This is a genomic window from Microvirga terrae, from assembly GCF_013307435.2.
In the GTDB taxonomy this organism is placed as follows: domain Bacteria; phylum Pseudomonadota; class Alphaproteobacteria; order Rhizobiales; family Beijerinckiaceae; genus Microvirga; species Microvirga terrae.
On sequence record NZ_CP102847.1, the window covers coordinates 110,119 to 125,072 of the forward strand.

General features: G+C 61.2%; 15 protein-coding genes and 1 pseudogene. 7 read left to right on the forward strand and 9 right to left on the reverse strand.

The genetic code is table 11. From position 1 onward, the window contains the following. Nucleotides 1-164 precede the first annotated feature (164 nt). Nucleotides 165-1,175 carry a plasmid partitioning protein RepB gene (gene repB, locus HPT29_RS27725; RefSeq protein WP_259061125.1) on the reverse strand — a complete coding sequence of 337 codons (1,011 nt, stop codon included), beginning with the start codon at nucleotides 1,173-1,175 and terminating at the stop codon, nucleotides 165-167. Continuing rightward, complete coding sequence (repA, locus tag HPT29_RS27730) at nucleotides 1,172-2,386, reverse strand: plasmid partitioning protein RepA (protein WP_173949765.1); 1,215 nt, start codon at nucleotides 2,384-2,386, stop codon at nucleotides 1,172-1,174. Before repA ends, repB begins: the two co-directional genes overlap by 4 nt. A gap of 358 nt (nucleotides 2,387-2,744) precedes the next feature. On the opposite strand from repA, the gene HPT29_RS27735 reads away from it, so the two are divergent. Both HPT29_RS27735 and HPT29_RS27740 read left to right on the forward strand, forming a co-directional pair. Continuing rightward, nucleotides 2,745-3,062, forward strand: a complete 318-nt coding sequence (locus HPT29_RS27735) for a hypothetical protein (RefSeq protein ID WP_173949764.1) — start codon at nucleotides 2,745-2,747, stop codon at nucleotides 3,060-3,062. 67 nt (nucleotides 3,063-3,129) lie between these two features. Then, nucleotides 3,130-3,387 carry a WGR domain-containing protein gene (locus HPT29_RS27740; RefSeq protein WP_173949763.1) on the forward strand — a complete coding sequence of 86 codons (258 nt, stop codon included), beginning with the start codon at nucleotides 3,130-3,132 and terminating at the stop codon, nucleotides 3,385-3,387. Nucleotides 3,388-3,576: 189 nt separating this feature from the next. Here HPT29_RS27740 and HPT29_RS27745 read toward each other — a convergent pair whose 3' ends face one another. Then, entirely contained in the window at nucleotides 3,577-4,482 is a 906-nt protein-coding gene (locus HPT29_RS27745; protein WP_173949762.1) for a recombinase family protein, read from the reverse strand. 2 nt (nucleotides 4,483-4,484) lie between these two features. Continuing rightward, nucleotides 4,485-4,712, reverse strand: a complete 228-nt coding sequence (locus tag HPT29_RS27750; protein WP_173949761.1) for a bL19 family ribosomal protein — start codon at nucleotides 4,710-4,712, stop codon at nucleotides 4,485-4,487. A 644-nt stretch (nucleotides 4,713-5,356) separates the two neighbouring features. Between HPT29_RS27750 and HPT29_RS27755 the strand changes: the two genes are divergently transcribed. Then, nucleotides 5,357-6,295, forward strand: a complete 939-nt coding sequence (locus HPT29_RS27755) for an NAD-dependent epimerase/dehydratase family protein (RefSeq protein WP_173949760.1) — start codon at nucleotides 5,357-5,359, stop codon at nucleotides 6,293-6,295. 46 nt (nucleotides 6,296-6,341) lie between these two features. Here the strand turns inward: HPT29_RS27755 and HPT29_RS27760 are convergent. The 5 genes and pseudogenes from HPT29_RS27760 to HPT29_RS27780 all read right to left on the reverse strand — a co-directional run bounded on the left by HPT29_RS27760 (nucleotide 6,342) and on the right by HPT29_RS27780 (nucleotide 12,464). After that, nucleotides 6,342-7,073, reverse strand: a pseudogene (locus tag HPT29_RS27760) (3-oxoacyl-ACP reductase family protein). A gap of 284 nt (nucleotides 7,074-7,357) precedes the next feature. Then, nucleotides 7,358-8,647, reverse strand: a complete 1,290-nt coding sequence (gene ltrA / locus HPT29_RS27765) for a group II intron reverse transcriptase/maturase (protein ID WP_173949759.1) — start codon at nucleotides 8,645-8,647, stop codon at nucleotides 7,358-7,360. 1,179 nt (nucleotides 8,648-9,826) lie between these two features. Continuing rightward, nucleotides 9,827-10,483 carry an HD domain-containing protein gene (locus tag HPT29_RS27770; RefSeq protein WP_173949836.1) on the reverse strand — a complete coding sequence of 219 codons (657 nt, stop codon included), beginning with the start codon at nucleotides 10,481-10,483 and terminating at the stop codon, nucleotides 9,827-9,829. A gap of 77 nt (nucleotides 10,484-10,560) precedes the next feature. After that, complete coding sequence (locus HPT29_RS27775) at nucleotides 10,561-11,064, reverse strand: response regulator transcription factor (protein WP_173949758.1); 504 nt, start codon at nucleotides 11,062-11,064, stop codon at nucleotides 10,561-10,563. 404 nt (nucleotides 11,065-11,468) lie between these two features. Continuing rightward, nucleotides 11,469-12,464 carry a GlxA family transcriptional regulator gene (locus HPT29_RS27780; RefSeq protein ID WP_173949757.1) on the reverse strand — a complete coding sequence of 332 codons (996 nt, stop codon included), beginning with the start codon at nucleotides 12,462-12,464 and terminating at the stop codon, nucleotides 11,469-11,471. A 225-nt stretch (nucleotides 12,465-12,689) separates the two neighbouring features. Between HPT29_RS27780 and HPT29_RS27785 the strand changes: the two genes are divergently transcribed. Genes HPT29_RS27785 through HPT29_RS27800 form a run of 4 tightly spaced genes read left to right on the forward strand, consistent with a single transcriptional unit; the run spans nucleotide 12,690 to nucleotide 14,917 of the window. Continuing rightward, nucleotides 12,690-13,331, forward strand: coding sequence for an HD domain-containing protein (locus HPT29_RS27785; protein ID WP_173949756.1), 642 nt, complete (start codon nucleotides 12,690-12,692; stop codon nucleotides 13,329-13,331). 50 nt (nucleotides 13,332-13,381) lie between these two features. Further along, nucleotides 13,382-14,122: an SDR family oxidoreductase gene (locus HPT29_RS27790; protein ID WP_173949755.1), complete on the forward strand. Its 741-nt coding sequence runs from the start codon at nucleotides 13,382-13,384 to the stop codon at nucleotides 14,120-14,122. Nucleotides 14,123-14,162: 40 nt separating this feature from the next. Beyond that, nucleotides 14,163-14,429 (forward strand): DUF6894 family protein, encoded by a 267-nt coding sequence (locus HPT29_RS27795; protein WP_259061079.1) that lies wholly within the window; start codon nucleotides 14,163-14,165, stop codon nucleotides 14,427-14,429. A 41-nt stretch (nucleotides 14,430-14,470) separates the two neighbouring features. After that, a complete protein-coding gene (locus HPT29_RS27800) occupies nucleotides 14,471-14,917 on the forward strand; it encodes a cupin domain-containing protein (RefSeq protein WP_432807350.1) in 447 nt (148 codons plus the stop codon). Nucleotides 14,918-14,954: the final 37 nt, after the last annotated feature.

The window sequence follows — 14,954 nt, forward strand, 5'->3', positions numbered from 1 at the left end:
TCCTGTCTGAGGGCAAAGCGAGAGCGTTCACCGAATCAGGTGCTTGACACTCGATTCATCAGGGGGGATAAGAATTGCGTGACTAATCCTTTGCCACCCTGTGGTGAGGTTCCAAAGGTCTCAAGGTTTGCCGACCTTGAGACCTTTTGCTTTGCCTGCTTACATCACGAAGTCCCCTCCTCCCTTGCCTTGGCATACGCCTCCGCAAGGATTGGGAGTTGATCGACAAGGAATGACGCGAAATCCGCGTCAAATCCTTTGTCGATATCGATCTTTAGACCGCGGCCGCTCTGGGCGACCTTCGCGACCTTCCGACCTGATGCGGTAATGACCCGCGCCCCGTCCGTAGCCTTCTTCGGCTGCTCGGTCGCTGCCGAGAGGACTGCGACGAATCGTGCGTCCGTATCTTTCTCAGAAAAGCTGTCTGCCTTGATTGCCGCTCGCACCGCTTTCAGGGCAGCCGGAGTTCCCAAGGCATCGGCCAAAGTCTGCCAGCGCGGGCGCCCGATCTTTGGGGCCCGGCCGATCGCCTCAATGATGTCCGCCGGCAGTGCCTTTGCGACGGAAACCAGCTTCGACACCTCGGCGCGATCTACGGACAATGCATCTTGTACAACGATCCTTTCGTGACCAGCCTCCTCAAGGCGGGCTGCAAAAACTGCCCTTTCGATAAAGCTGAGATCCTGTCGGGCTGAGTTCTCAAGACCTTGAGCAACTACGAGATCCTCATCTGACAGAGTTCTTACGACAGCACGGACGGGTATGCCGAGCTCGCGAGCAGCCCGTATGCGGCGATGGCCATAGGCGCTCTGATATCGACCGTCGATTGATGGATGACGCCGCAGCAGGACTGGAACCTCCTGCCCTCTTTGACTGATCGATGCCTTGAGGTTTTCAAAACCAGCGTCGCCGTCCTCGCGGAAGCGGTCAGCAATCGGCGACGGGTCGATAAGGCTCGGATCAATCTCCTGAACAACTACGGCGGCGGCTAGCTTTGCTCGCAAGTCGTCGTTTTCACGTTCGGCATTGGAGAACGTCTCCTTCATGGCCCGGACCGAACCGGAGGAAACCCGAGGCGACGGGGCCGGCTTGTTGTCAGCTGACAACATGTTTTCGGTCGGTGCCGGCGAAGAGGTCAGGATCGACCGGATTGCGTCCATGCGCTTGTTGCTCATCTGCCCCATGCCCCTCTGATCAATCCCAGGATTTCCGCATTCACGGTGTCGACCGACTCCAATGCCCGGTCGTAGGCAGCTTTGCCGACTGAGCTGCGCTCTATTTCATAGAGTGACTGCTTCGTGAGCCCGGCATTCGCGATGGCCGTTGACTTCCAGGCGGTCGCCTTGAGGACGTCCTCGCCGAACAAGTTGCGGAGCAGGGCGACGATTTGTGTCTCTGGGACGTCGTGCGGATCGTGCCGAGTGATCACATACCTGATGAAGTCATGATCGAGTTTGCCGCCAGCCTCCTCGACGACGGAGATTAATTCGGACGTCATCAGGAGAAACTGGTTCATGGAGGCTACGTCGACCATCTGGGGATGGACCGTGATCAACATCGCCGTCGCGGCGTTCAGGGCACCAAGCGTCAGGTAACCGAGCTGTGGAGGACAGTCGATAACGACAACGTCATAGTCAGTTTCGACCTGATCGATCGCCCCTTGAACACGCCTGAAAAAAATATCGTGTCCACGCACATTCCGCTCGAGCATCGCCCGAGGCGTATGGTGCTCGAATTCCATAAGCTCCAAGTTGCCGGGCACGAGGTCAAGGCCGTCAAAGTAGGTCTTGCGAATGACCTCGGCCATCGGTCTGCGATCCTCGTCGTACCGGATCGCCCCGTAGAGGGTCTGGTTCTCGCCAATGTCGAACTCGGGCTGGTAGCCAAACATGGCCGAAAGAGACGCCTGTGGATCCAGATCGATCGCTAACACCCGCAGACCCCTGAGGGCGAGGTACTGCGAGAGATAAAGAGCTGTGGTCGTCTTTGCCGAGCCGCCTTTGAAGTTCGTGACCGCGATCACCTGCAGCTTGTCTCCAGGCTGCCGACCAAGCTTGAAGCTCAGAGCCTCTTTCGGCCGGGCGCTAGCGAGGTAGTCGCGCATGGCATTGATCTGCCCGAGCGTGTACGAACGACGGCCGCCGGTACCGATTGTCGGCATGGGGCCAAGTCCATCAATTGAGAGCTGACGCAGGTATCCATCGGAGACGCCTAGAAACTTCGCGGCATCACCAGACGAGAACGACCTCAGGCCCTTGCTCGCTGTCGGTGGGAATAGAGCGTGTCCGAGCTGATGTAATTGACTGGAAAGCACGCTGGCATGCCGGGCTATCCGCCCTGACGTACTCTCGTGCTCTTGCTTCGTCTGTACCGCTTGCTGCGTCATTGGCTTATCCCGGTACGGCAAAAATCAGTCTGACAGTTATTTGCCGTCTCGGGATACAGCCACGATTCGCTCACTGCGGCAAGCGATTTACTCCTAACAAACTGTTAACGGAGTTCCGAGGTCGCTGTTGTCAGCTGACAACAACGGTGTCAGAAAGCCTCTTGTTAACCTCTCCCAGAAGCGTTCCCTGAGGGTCTCTGGCTTGGGCACAAATTGCCTGTCTTGGACATCATGTCCGGGACACTCAAACATAATAATACAGGAAACTGTGTCCTGGACATTTGTCCTCGATAGATAGCCGGGACATTTGTTTCTTGCATCACTCCGCCGTCTCCTAGTCCATCTCATGGAGGTGACGATGGGACGTCGATACAACCGATATAAAGCTAACAAGCAGCTCGATGCATCGCTTAAATACAAAAAGAACCTCAGGAAAGCGGGCGTCCCGCTGAGAGACGATCTCGCGAGGGCGGCATTTATCCGAGTACTCGATGATCTCGCCGACAAGCTTGAAAAGGGCGACGGGGAAAAGCTTGAGAAGGGCATCAATGTCTGGATCAGGCGCCTCCCTGATCGCTTTGATAAAGAGAAAGCTCACGATCGGCTAAGGAAGATCGTCGCCCAACACCGCCTCGCCCGCCTAGAGGCCAAGGGCATGACCGATTCAGATGTTTGATGCCTAGGCTGTGAAAGATTCCAAACCTTGATTAGACTCCGGTCCCACGATGTTGAGACTGGGGTTCATGTTTGAGAAGCTCAATCTCGTCGTCCTCGACCACCGTGATCCCACTCAGAACATGAGCCGGTTTTACGTGCTCGCGATCGAGCCCAGCCTGTTCGGCGACGCCACCTTGGTCCGCGAGTGGGGCCGCATCGGAAAACCCGGCCGCCGGCGTGTTGAGCTGCATGAAAACGAGGGTAGGGCGGTCGAATCCCTTGAAAACTGGCTCAGACGGAAGCAAAAGCGCGGCTATCGGATCCGGGCTGGTGGATCAATTTGACCTGCCCACGACCTGCCCACGACCTGCCCACGACCTGCCCACGACCTGCCCACGACCTGCCCACGACCTGCCCACGACCTGCCCACGACCTGCCCACGACCTGCCCGCAGGTCATGATGATCTACACAGGGTGGAACAAGAGGGAATTCTGTCGCACTTCGATAGCAAAATTCGGTGACATCGGCGAGATCACTGGATTTCAGGGACTGCGAGGCCAATTTTGCGGGCCCGATCGAGCTGGAATTTGACCGAGCTCGCTTTCCATTCCCGCCCACCACGAGGCGTCCGCTCTCGCATCCCTTCCAGCTGAGCGCCGATCTCACGCAGGGTAAGGTTCGGGTTAGAGATCGCAATACCGGCAATCAGGGTCATGATGCGGTCGTCTGGCGGCCTTCTTCCGGCTTTCCGTAACAACTCCGGCTCGGCCATCCGCTCGGCGATCAATCGCTTGATCGCCCTCCGGAGGCTTTGATCCGTCCAGCGCTGGCCTCGTGCATTCAGCACCTGGACGACATCCTGCCACGAATGATCCGGCCGCATCTGACGGACTACAGGCAGAAATGAATCGGCCGCCGTCAGCAGGTCGCCGAGATAGACCCGATCACGAGCGAGGGCCGTCTTGCGGATCGCTTCCGGTCGGCCCTCCCGCAGGCCTGGATTGCCAGGCCTCTTCCCCTTGGCCTTCGCCGCCCGCACGCCAGCCTTCGTACGCTCGGAGATCAGCGACCGCTCGAGCTGGGCGACGGCGCCGAGGACCTGAAGAGAGAACATACCTTGGGGCGTGCTCGTGTCGATCGGATCCCGGAGGGAACGAAAGTGAGCGCCCCGTGCTTCGAGGCCCTCGATCACCTCAAGGAGATGGCTCACCGATCGTGCCAGGCGATCGAGCCGGACGACCACGAGGACCTCATCCTTCCTGATCTCACGCAGAAGTCGCGAGAGTACTGGCCGGGCCCGGGAGGCACCAGAGCCGTGTTCCTGATGGATGACCTCGCAGCCGGCCGCCCTCAGCTCATCGAGCTGGGCATCAGTTGCCTGCTCCTCAGTCGAGACGCGGGCGTAGCCTATCAGGCCACGTGCAGGGGAGGGAGCCATGGTCAGTCTTCGCTCTGTCGGTCAGATGCGGCCATGGCCTCTTCATCGATCAGACGGCTGAACTCGGCCATGGCTTCCCGCTCTCGCTGGTAGCGCTCTTTGAAGGCGATTACGTCAGCGTGTCTGAGGCTCTTAATGCTCCCGACTTTAAGACCGTGTAGCAGCATCACTCGTGACATGCCGACGATTTCCGCTGCTGCATCGGGCGAGAGTTCGTCAGATTCCGGCATTCCTGACCTCCATACAGCCCTTTGTACATAATCTGCGATCATGAGCAACCGATCGTTTGTAGACAATCGGTGAGCGATTTCGTTTACCACCCGGAAAGGGCAGGGCTTCCCTCAATCGCACTAAAATGGCTTAAAACAAGGACTTCTGAGGTCCTTCAGCCACCCAGGGATCCACATACGTGCCCATAATGAGGCCTCAGATAGAGTGGCTCACAATGCAGCCCGACAAAACAGCTCACACCTATTCACCAGATCGTAGCTAGTGGCGAATTAGCTTCCATTACCCTGGCTTCGTCGTGATAGCTCAATTACTTAGCAGTTGCGTCGAAGCGTGACCTTTGAAACGGGCCGGGCCCCCTCATCTGAGGTTTTCCGATCCTCGTCCGCAGAAACCCTACGCCGCCTTGATCAGCATCAGAGCAGAGATGGGAGACTGTCGGCTGACCCAAAAGGTATTCACGGTAGGTGGAGAGGAGAGGGAAGGGGAGGGCAGGTGCAAAGTGCAGAGTTCTTGAGGGAGAAAGCCTGCCACCTTCCCGTGCCCCGGCAGGCTGGGAGTGAGCCCAGCGCCTGAGGAACGTCCTTACGGCGGGATGCAGGACGTGTTGTTATGAGGTCCGGTCGTTCTCGAGAGGAGGGAGATCGTGGCAGAGACAGGAGGCTACCACGTTGTCCTCGGCGCCACCGGCGGTGCCGGCCGGGCCCTCGTGGCCGAGCTGGCCCGCCAGGGCCGACGCGTGCGGGCGGTCAGCCGCAAAGCCCCTGACCCATGGCCCAAAGGCGTCGAGGCCGTCACGGCCGACATCCTGCGAGCCGACGAGGTTCGCAAGGCTTGCCGGGACGCAGCGGTCGTCTACCACGCGGCCAACGTGCCCTATGCACAGTGGCAGCAGGTCCTGCCGGCGATGACCGAGAGCGTGATTGCGGCTGCTTCCGCCGCCGATGCCGTTCTGGTGGTGGTCGACAACCTCTACATGTACGGTCCCTCGAGCGGTCTGATGACCGAGGACAGCCCGCGCCAAGCAAGCGGCCCCAAGGGGCAGCTGCGGGCCCGCCTGGAAGAGACGTTTCTGGCCGCCCACACGAGCGGCCGGGTTGGCGTCGCGATCGGCCGCGGCTCGGACTTCTATGGACCGCATGCCAACTCCGCCGCCAACCTGCTGGTGATCGAGCCGGCCCTGCAGGGAAAGACGGCGTCCTGGCTCGGGTCATTGGATGCGCCTCACACCCTCAGCTACCTGCCGGACTTTGCCCGCGGTCTGGTGACTCTCGGGACGAATGCCCGCGCCTGGGGCGAGGTCTGGCACATTCCGAGCGGCCCGCCGGTGACGGGCCGGACCTTCATCAGCGAGGTGTTCGAGGCTCTGGACCAGCCGCCCCGGATGCGGCGGCTCGGACGCGGGATGATGACGTTGGCCGGCCTGTTCAATCGCCAGATCCGCGAGGCCCGTGAGGTACTCTACCAGTTCGAGCAGCCGTTCGTGATGGACACGTCCAAGTTCGAGCGCGTGTTCGGGGGCTCGGTCACGCCGCTGCGGGACGGCGTGCGACAGACCATCGCCGCCCTGCAATCTACTCCCTGAGCGCGTCCCGCCCGCAATCCCATTATCGGCCACTGTTTCCCTGACCTCAGCTCATGTACCAGCCGCCATTCACGTTGAGGGTTTGGCCGGTCACATAGCCGTTGCGGGCCAGCATGACCGCCACCTCAGCGACCTCATCGACAGCCCCGAACCGCCCCACCGGAATGAGGTCTGGACGGACGTTCGGGTTGTCGCGGATCATATCCGTCTCGACCAGGGCCGGGGCGATCGCGTTGGCAGTGATGCCGTGCTGGGCGAAGCGGGAGGCATAGGAGTGGGTGAGCCCGATCAGCCCGGCCTTCGAGGCGGCATAATGCGGGCCGACCACACCGCCGCTCTGGGCGGCCACAGAGGACAGGTTGATGATCCGGCCCCAGCCGGCTGATCACATCCCCGGCAGAACGGCCTGCGTGACCAGGAAGGCCGAGGTGAGGTTGGCGAGCAGGATGTCGTTCCAGTCCGTCTCGGTCACCTCCTCGGTGGCTTGCGGCCGGGTGATCCCGGCATTATTGACTAGGATGGCAATGGGCCCGAGTGCGGAGGAGCCCTGCTCGACCAGGCGGACCACCTCCGGGGCTTGGGTCACGTCGGCCTGGACCGCCAGAGCCCGCCGTCCGAGACCTTCAATCTCGCCGACCACAGTGGCGGCTTCGCCAGCGCTCGCCCGGTAGTTCACCACGACGTTTGTTCCGGCTCTTGCCAAGGCGATCGCGATGGCTCGCCCGATCCCGCGGGAGGCTCCTGTCACCAGGGCAACCTTATCCTTGATGCTGTCCATGTCGTCTCCATCCGATGGTCCGAAGGAAACGATCAGGAAGCGGATCGGATACAAGGCCCGTAGTTTAGTCAGCATCCGAGGGCTAAGCGGACGTTCCTGAAGGGCAGGGGAATCTCGGCTCCCTGGTAGAGTCGAGGTGTGGCGCGGTGGCGGTAGGATCGGCCTATCTGTTTCCGCCGCTTTCGCCTGGCGGTGCCTCACTAGCCGAGCCGTAGCTCCGTTTCCACACCCCGCTCATCGAACCGGACATGCAGATCTCCCGCATCCGGCTCTCGGACAAGACCTCACGCCTTCACCCACGGCACGTCGTGCCCAAGCCGGCTCAGGCGTACGAGCCCGAAGTGCCCGTAAAGGTGCGAGAGAGGATAAGCCCCGCCCTTGCGTCGCCTGACCTTGTGCTTGGAACGCAACCACCAGCGCAACCGCACCGCTGTGTAGGAGTCGAGCGCCCGATACGCCGGATTGACGGTGCCTACTGAGAAGTAGTTCGCCCATCCGCGGAGCGTGCGGTTCAACTTGCACACCAGCACTGTGGTCTCTTGCCATGTTCCCGCTCGGGCGGTCAGCGCGTGGATCTTCTCGACCACGCGCCGGATGCTCTTCTTCGAGGGCCGTTGCGCCAGGCGCGCCTGGCCGGTTCTCGCCGAATACATCCGCCCGAACGTGTACCCCAGGAAGTCGAACTCCCCGTCCGGCACCTTGCAGATGCGCGTCTTCTCCTTGTTCACCGTCAGCTTCAGCTTGCCCATGATCTCGCGCAGCCGGTGCAAGGCCTCTTCGGCCTTACCCTTCCTGCATAGGATCACGAGGTCGTCCGCATAGGTCATGATGCGACTGCCGAGGCTGTGCTCCAGCCCGAGCTTCTTCCATCCCAGCACAAACCGGCGCATGTACAGATTGGCCAATAAGGGTGAGAGGGGCGAGCCCTGCGGGATGCCACGCCGTTGATCGCGCGCCTCCGTTGTCCGCGTCGTCCGTCCTCGTGTGTCGGACTCTTCCACGGGGCAGTCCAGCCACAATCTGATCAGGTGCAGCACGCGCCGATCAACGATCCGGCGCGCCACTGCCCTCATCAGCTCGGCATGGGGAATGCTCCCGAAGTAGTCCGCGAGGTCGGCGTCCACGACGTCCGGATGGCCCCGGAACAGCAACTCTTCCACCTCGATCACCGCCTGCTGGGCATTGCGCCCAAACCGGTAGGCGTAGAGTTCCGGTGGAAGGTCGGCCTCGAAGATCGGGTCCAGCACCAGCATCGCTGCCGTCATGCAGACCCGGTCCCGCACGGTCGAGATACCCAGCGGCCTGAGTTTGCCGTTGGCCTTCGGGATGAACACGCGTCTGATCGGGTCCGGTCGGTAGGTCTCCTGCCTGAGCGCAAGCGCCAGTTCACCCAGCCACCGCTCAACCCCATACGCCTCGATGTCCGCAAAGTCCTGACCGTCGCCACCCGGTGCGCCCTTATTGGAGCGGCACTGGGCATAGGCATGGGCCAGGACGTCCTCGCGGCTGATCTTGTCGTACAGGGCGTAAAAGCGGTAGCCGGCTTCTGCCTTCGCTTTCGCGTGCAACGCCATCTGCAGTTTCTGAACACTCTTCGGAGTTGATAGGTTGCCCAATCTCCAGGTCCCTCACCACGTCCTGCGTCTGTCTTGAACTGAGGTCCCTTTCCTCGACCAGCGTTGACTGGCTTCAGCGGTACTACGGACCCCTCCGCCACCCCAGGGCGCCCGGCCTGTCCCTCGCGGGCTTCCGGTTGATCATCCCTGACCACGTCCTGGGGCTTCCCGTGTTGCGTGCGCTTTCCTTGTGTACATGCTGCCGCCACTACCCCGGTGCAGCGGCCGGGCGTACTCTTTGCTCATTCACCCAGCCGTATCAGCCTTCCCCGAAAGGGTTGTCGGGTCGGCCTGCACATCGTCCTTTTCGAGGCTTGCTCAGCGTTCACTCACGTTACGGCCTGCACACTCGCGCGGTCACCAATTCGCGACCCGCTATCCGAAGGCTTCAGCCATTTCGTTACCTCCATGACTGCTCCGGTTGCTTCCGGCTGGAGCATTTGCCGGGTGGGATTGCACCCACTGGAAAGCGCCGCCTTGTCACGGCGCACACCCGTTGCGGACCTTCGACAGTGAATCGGCCTCACTGCAGCTCTGTGCATCGGCCTTGGATCCGGTAGCGGGAAAGGGACGTCCGCCATAACCATCATCGGCAATAAGCTGATCGACAGTCTCTTTGGGAAGGGTGTTCATCCCGGCATGCTGCGAATTCTCGGCGGCACGTTCCGTACGGGCTCCAATTGGCATTTTCCCGGGGAGCAGCACGCGCCGATCGAGCTTCGTGCAGGCTACGGACCATGTCACTCTTGCAAAGCCAAGCCTAGCCCGAAATACGATCTAGACGCACTGGGACAGATGCTGAAGGCTGGCCTTATCAGGTGCAGGTCGCCGGACGATCCCGTGTACGTGCAGAACTGAAGTCCGTAGTAAGATTTCGTCTCCAGCACTAACTCGAAGCAGCCCTCCGAGCGTGGATCGTCCGTCGAAGGACCTCAGCCTATCCAGTGGTACACGTCGCCTTATCCTGACGCTAAGGCCTATGCCCCCTAATCAACGAGGATGGCCCGACTGACACAGAAGAGACGGCCCTCTCAGGGAAAGCACAACACGGACGGGAACGCAGCCCGATGCTCTCGAGGGGAGCCAATGGCTTGGGTGGTATTCAAGCAATCTTAGCAGGCAATTCGCGGGCCATGCTCAGTCGCGGTGACATTTCCGGTGCACCCACCGCGAGTTCAGCATGACGCTGCAGATGTTCAGCCGCTGGAAATTCGGATCCTTCTCCGCAAGGAAATCGTCGTTCATGGTGCCGAATGTGCTGTCAGGCCGATGCTTCATCCCCTGATAGAACGCATCGATCATCCGGTGCTCGAACTCGTTGCCACGCGGATAGGCGGCGATCACCGCCTCGCGTTGTTCGTCCGCGAAGTCGTCATAGCCGCGCCCGGCGACGTCCATGCCCGCTCCCGCTTGTATCAAAGCTATCTCTGGACCCATGAACTCAGGAATGCCTGGGGTCGTGTGGAGCGCGATTGCGTCCCAAACCTTCTTGACGTCCGCTTCAGGAATGCTGCGGCTTCGCAGGAAGTCGCGTGCGGCATTTGCACCATCCACCTCGAAGCGAAGCTGACTTTCCCGGTACTTCTCTGTGAGGCCGATGTCGTGGAACATAGCGCCCGCATAGAGCAGCTCCGGATCGACCTTGAGGCCTTTTCGCTTTCCTGCCAGAGCGGCCCAAAAATAAACCCGAGTAGAGTGATTGAAGAGCAGTTCGGACTCCGTGTCACGAACGATTTCGGTCACCTCATGCGCGAGCTTGCTGTCAGGGATCTTGATGCCGTTTATGATGGTCATTGATGTGCCTCCGTTCAGTCCCTCGGCCTTAATGAGCTTCAATCCAAGCGATTCTTTCATCTTGCCCTCCTAATTTCCTATGCGGCGAGGTTCTGCAGGGCGGCTCCGGCGGGCCCGAGCGGCTCCTCAACCTGCACCGACCGGGCGATGCGGCGGATGGCGGCGATCGCGGCGACCACTGTCGGCTGGTTCAGGACGAGGTCGCCTCGCGCGGATAATCTCGCCTCGCTTGCGGCAATGACCGCAGGCCTGTCCGGGTGGTTGTCGCGATACTGGTCAGCCAGGATCCAGCCGTCGATCAGGCTTGGCAGGTCAGCTCGCGTGTACAGCCAGGCGATCGGATGCTGCCTGTCACGGAGAAGGTGAAAGGCCTGTTCGCCTGTCGTGGCGGTTAGCACCTCATAGCCGGCTTCCCGGAGGACCTTAGCGAGGCCGTTCCGAAAGGCGGCATCAGTCTCGACGACGAGGATGAGACCCCTGAGCGGATGGCGTGCGAGAGGTATTCTGACAGAGGAGTTACCGATGACAGGCCTGACCAATTCGGCATTCCCGAAGCTATAATGGATCGTTGCTGTGCTCATTTTGAGACTCCAGGTCGCATGCTAAGTCTCGTGGAAAGTGCAGCACGACCCCATACCGGGAGGGCGCGATACGGGGCCGTGCTGCTGAGCGTGTTACCCCAGGCGGTCGCTCGTTCTGCCCCTACGGCCTAGGAATTCCGACTGAGATAGACGCTCGATTCAAGCATCAGTTCGACATCGCTCGGAGGTGAGTTTCACAGGAACCACCCGTCCCTCGGGAAGGCTGAACCTGAGTCTTGCACTTCTTCGAAAGGCTTGCACCCATGCCCTACTAAGGACAACATAAAGCTGTTGGGTTCGCGAGGGCAGGCCGGACAGAGCGGCGTTTCCGGCCGGATGCACGTCGTTTCGGGTCAAGCCGACCCACAGGCCATTTGGTCAAAGCAGTGCGTCGTGGAGGGAACCTAGGTGGCGTCAGCTGTCTCTCGGGTCAGACTCGCCTGGCGAAAGCTGGCGCGATACTGGGCCGGCGTCACGCCGAGCCGTTCAGTGAAGACAATCCGCATCCGGTCCGCTGTCCCAAACCCGCAATCATACGCAACCGCCTTGAGCGGACGATCGCTCCCCTCGAGCAGCATGCGGGCGGAATCAATCCGGGCACGCTCGACGAACTCGTGCGGCGTGAGACCTGTTTCCTGCACAAAATGGCGTGCAAGATTGCGAGCGCTCATTCCAACGAGGGCCGCAAGGGACTCGAGCGTGTGACGGCCTCCGATATTCGCCATCACATGATCCTGAATTCGGGCAATGGGCGAGGTCGGATCAGCCGGAGCCGTCAAATAGGGGCTGAACTGCGATTGGCCTCCTTGGCGCTGCGCGACCACCACCAGCCGTTTTGCCACCGCTAAGGCAACACCCGGCCCATGTCGCTCGCGCACCAGCGCCAGGGCGAGATCAATCCCGGCCGTGACGCCGGCTGAGGTGACGAGCTGGCCGTCACGGACATAGATGAGATCCGGCTCGACAAGGGCGGCCGGGAAACGCGCGGCGAGCTTCTGGGCAATCTGCCAGTGGGTGGTGACCCGGTGCCCGTCGAGCAGTCCGGCATGACCCAGCGCGAAGGCTCCCGTACAGATCGAGCCATAGAGGCTCGCACGTGACGGTGCCAAGCGGAGCCATTCGGTCAGCGGCAGATCCGGGGCGGCGTAGGGCAACTCGGGGCCGCCCGCTACCAGCAGGATGTCAAAGCCGCCGGCGGCCTCCTCGAAGCTCAGATCAGCGATCATTTGCATGTTGTTCGACGCCCGTAGCGGCGCACGGTGGGGGCCGACCAGCACCGTCTCGTATCGCTCCGCCGCCGGGATATAGGCGTTGGTCTCGGCAAACACATCCACCGGCCCGGCGACGTCGAGGGCCTGGACGCCCTCATGAATCACTATTGCAATCGTCTGAGCCGCCATCGCTGGTCCTTACCGATCTGGCGTAAATCAGTGTGCCGTTGTCCTGATCGGCAGGTCAAGCCGCGTTGTCAACCCGACCCGCAAACGCCACAAAGGACACAGGACTTGCGCCGGCGCTCCAGCCTGATTTGCCGGCCGGTGCAGTTCTATTAACAGCAACGACAAGGTCACTCGCGTGCCGGTTCACGCCACGGCGAAGCCTTGTCTCGACAAGGAGTGCATCCCATGGCCGAGATCATTGCTGGTATTCATGTCCCCGACAGCGCGATCGCACGTGCGGCGACGCAACTCGTGCGGGATACCGAGGACGACCTGCTCTACAATCACAGCCGCCGCGTCTTCTTCTGGGGTGCGCTCACCGGCGAACGCCGAGGCCTCCCATACGATCCCGAGCTGCTCTATCTCGGGGCGATGTTCCACGACATGGGGCTGACCGAGGCCCATGCGAGCCCTGACCTGCGCTTTGAGGTCGACGGAGCCAACGCGGCCCGCGAGTTCATGAAGAGTTACGGTGTTTCAGAACGCGACATCGAGGACGTTTGGACCGCAATCGCCCTTCACACCACCCCAGGCATCCCCGAGCACATGCGCCCGACGATCGCGCTCGTGACAGCGGGCGTCGAGATGGACGTGCTCGGCATCGCCTATGACGAATTCTCACATGAACACCGAAACGAAGTTTGTGCGTGCCACCCGCGCGAGGCGAACTTCAAGGAAAACATCATCGATCACTTCGCCCAAGGCATCATCAAGAAACCTGAGACGACGTTCGGCAATGTGAAGGCAGACGTGCTGGCGCTGAAAGATCCAACCTACAAGCGGATGAACTTCTGCTCGATCATTCTTAGTTCCGCTTGGCCGAGCTGACCTCTGCCTTGCGGAGAGGGGCCTGAGTCACAAACGAAGGGAGACAGCCCATGACCGAGGACGGCACCAAAGTCGCCATTGTCACCGGGGCTTCGCGCGGCATCGGGGCAGCTATCGCTGAGCGGCTGGCAGGCGATGGCTTCACGGTCGTGATCAACTACGCCGGCAAGGCGGCTGAAGCCGAGGCGCTGGCGGCGAGGATCGAGCAAAACGGCGGAAGGGCACTCACAGCGCAGGCCGATGTCAGCGACGCAGCCGCGGTCAGCCGCCTGTTCGACACGGCCGAAGCTACCTTCGGCGGAGTGGACGTGCTCGTCAACAATGCCGGGATTATGCGGTTGGCGTCCCTCGCTGAGGCGGACGACGCCCTTGTTGACAGTCAAATCGCCGTCAACCTGAAGGGCGTCGTCAACACCCTGCGTGAGGCCTCCCGTCGGCTACGCACTGGCGGAAGGATCGTCAACCTGTCGTCCAGTGTCGTCGGCCTCTTCCAGCCGACCTACGCCGTCTATGCGGCCACGAAGGCTGGTGTGGAGGCGATGACGCATGTGCTCGCCAATGAGCTGCGCGGCCGCAACATCTCCGTCAACGCGGTGGCGCCCGGGCCGACGGCGACGGCGCTCTTTCTGGACGGAAAGCCTCAGGAGGTGATCGACCGCCTCTCGAAGCTCGCGCCGCTCGAGCGCCTCGGCCAGCCGCAGGACATCGCTGCCGCCGTCTCGTTCCTCGTGGGGCCCGATGGCGCTTGGATCAACGGCCAGGTGCTGCGGGCCAATGGCGGGATCGTCTGACCCCGAGTCGCGAGTTCGTGTCCATTACCAGGAATATGCGATGCCAAGCTTTTTCTTTGATTTCCATGAGGGCCAGGACTGCATCCCTGACGAGGATGGCCTTGAACTCGACAGCCTGGAGGCCGTCGAACACGAGGCGATCCAGACAGCCGTGCAGCTCGGACGCGACTGGCTGCCAAGGAAACGGGAGGTCAGTCTTGCGGTGAGGGATGACCAACGCCGGCTGGTGCTGTCCGTGAGTCTGGAGCTCACGGTCGAGCGGCTTGTGCCAACCAGGACGGCAGGATCAGCTCGGTCCTTGCCTTAAGAAAGGACAAGACGATGAAAATAGAAAACATTACGCGCTCCATCGGCACCGCCGTTGTGACAGTTACGCTCTGGACAGGGACTGGGCACGCCCACGAGCCTGAGCGGAAGGCCGCCGCTGTTTCGCAGGAGCCGGGAGAGCCGGACCTGCATGAGACAGTGAGACCTGTCTTCCAGCGTGCGATCCCCAATGTTCCGAGCCGAAGCATGATCGCCGTTGTCGTGAGCTACCCGCCCGGCGCGAAGTCGGCGGTTCATCGCCATGCCGCATCGGCCTTCATCTACGCTCACGTCCTGTCAGGCGCCATCCGCAGCCAGGTGGATGACCAGCCCGCGAAAGTCTACCACGCCGGTGAAGGCTTCTACGAGGATCCGGGCGCGCAGCACAGGGTCAGCGAGAACGCGAGCGCCAATGAGCCTGCCAGCCTGCTGGCTGTCTTCGTCGTCGATCCCACAGAGAACCCTCTCACGATACCGGAGCGGAAGTAAAAAATCCCGCATCCCTAAGCCTCTCGCAAGGAGCCTA

Coding starts and splice junctions, on each gene's coding strand:
- repB (WP_259061125.1), bottom strand. CDS start 1,175: ATGAGCAACAAGCGCATGGACGCAATCCGGTCGATCCTGACCTCTTCG.
- repA (WP_173949765.1), bottom strand. CDS start 2,386: ATGACGCAGCAAGCGGTACAGACGAAGCAAGAGCACGAGAGTACGTCA.
- HPT29_RS27735 (WP_173949764.1), top strand. CDS start 2,745: ATGGGACGTCGATACAACCGATATAAAGCTAACAAGCAGCTCGATGCA.
- HPT29_RS27740 (WP_173949763.1), top strand. CDS start 3,130: ATGTTTGAGAAGCTCAATCTCGTCGTCCTCGACCACCGTGATCCCACT.
- HPT29_RS27745 (WP_173949762.1), bottom strand. CDS start 4,482: ATGGCTCCCTCCCCTGCACGTGGCCTGATAGGCTACGCCCGCGTCTCG.
- HPT29_RS27750 (WP_173949761.1), bottom strand. CDS start 4,712: ATGCCGGAATCTGACGAACTCTCGCCCGATGCAGCAGCGGAAATCGTC.
- ltrA (WP_173949759.1), bottom strand. CDS start 8,647: ATGGCGTTGCACGCGAAAGCGAAGGCAGAAGCCGGCTACCGCTTTTAC.
- HPT29_RS27770 (WP_173949836.1), bottom strand. CDS start 10,483: ATGACCATCATAAACGGCATCAAGATCCCTGACAGCAAGCTCGCGCAT.
- HPT29_RS27775 (WP_173949758.1), bottom strand. CDS start 11,064: ATGAGCACAGCAACGATCCATTATAGCTTCGGGAATGCCGAATTGGTC.
- HPT29_RS27780 (WP_173949757.1), bottom strand. CDS start 12,464: ATGGCGGCTCAGACGATTGCAATAGTGATTCATGAGGGCGTCCAGGCC.
- HPT29_RS27785 (WP_173949756.1), top strand. CDS start 12,690: ATGGCCGAGATCATTGCTGGTATTCATGTCCCCGACAGCGCGATCGCA.
- HPT29_RS27790 (WP_173949755.1), top strand. CDS start 13,382: ATGACCGAGGACGGCACCAAAGTCGCCATTGTCACCGGGGCTTCGCGC.
- HPT29_RS27795 (WP_259061079.1), top strand. CDS start 14,163: ATGCCAAGCTTTTTCTTTGATTTCCATGAGGGCCAGGACTGCATCCCT.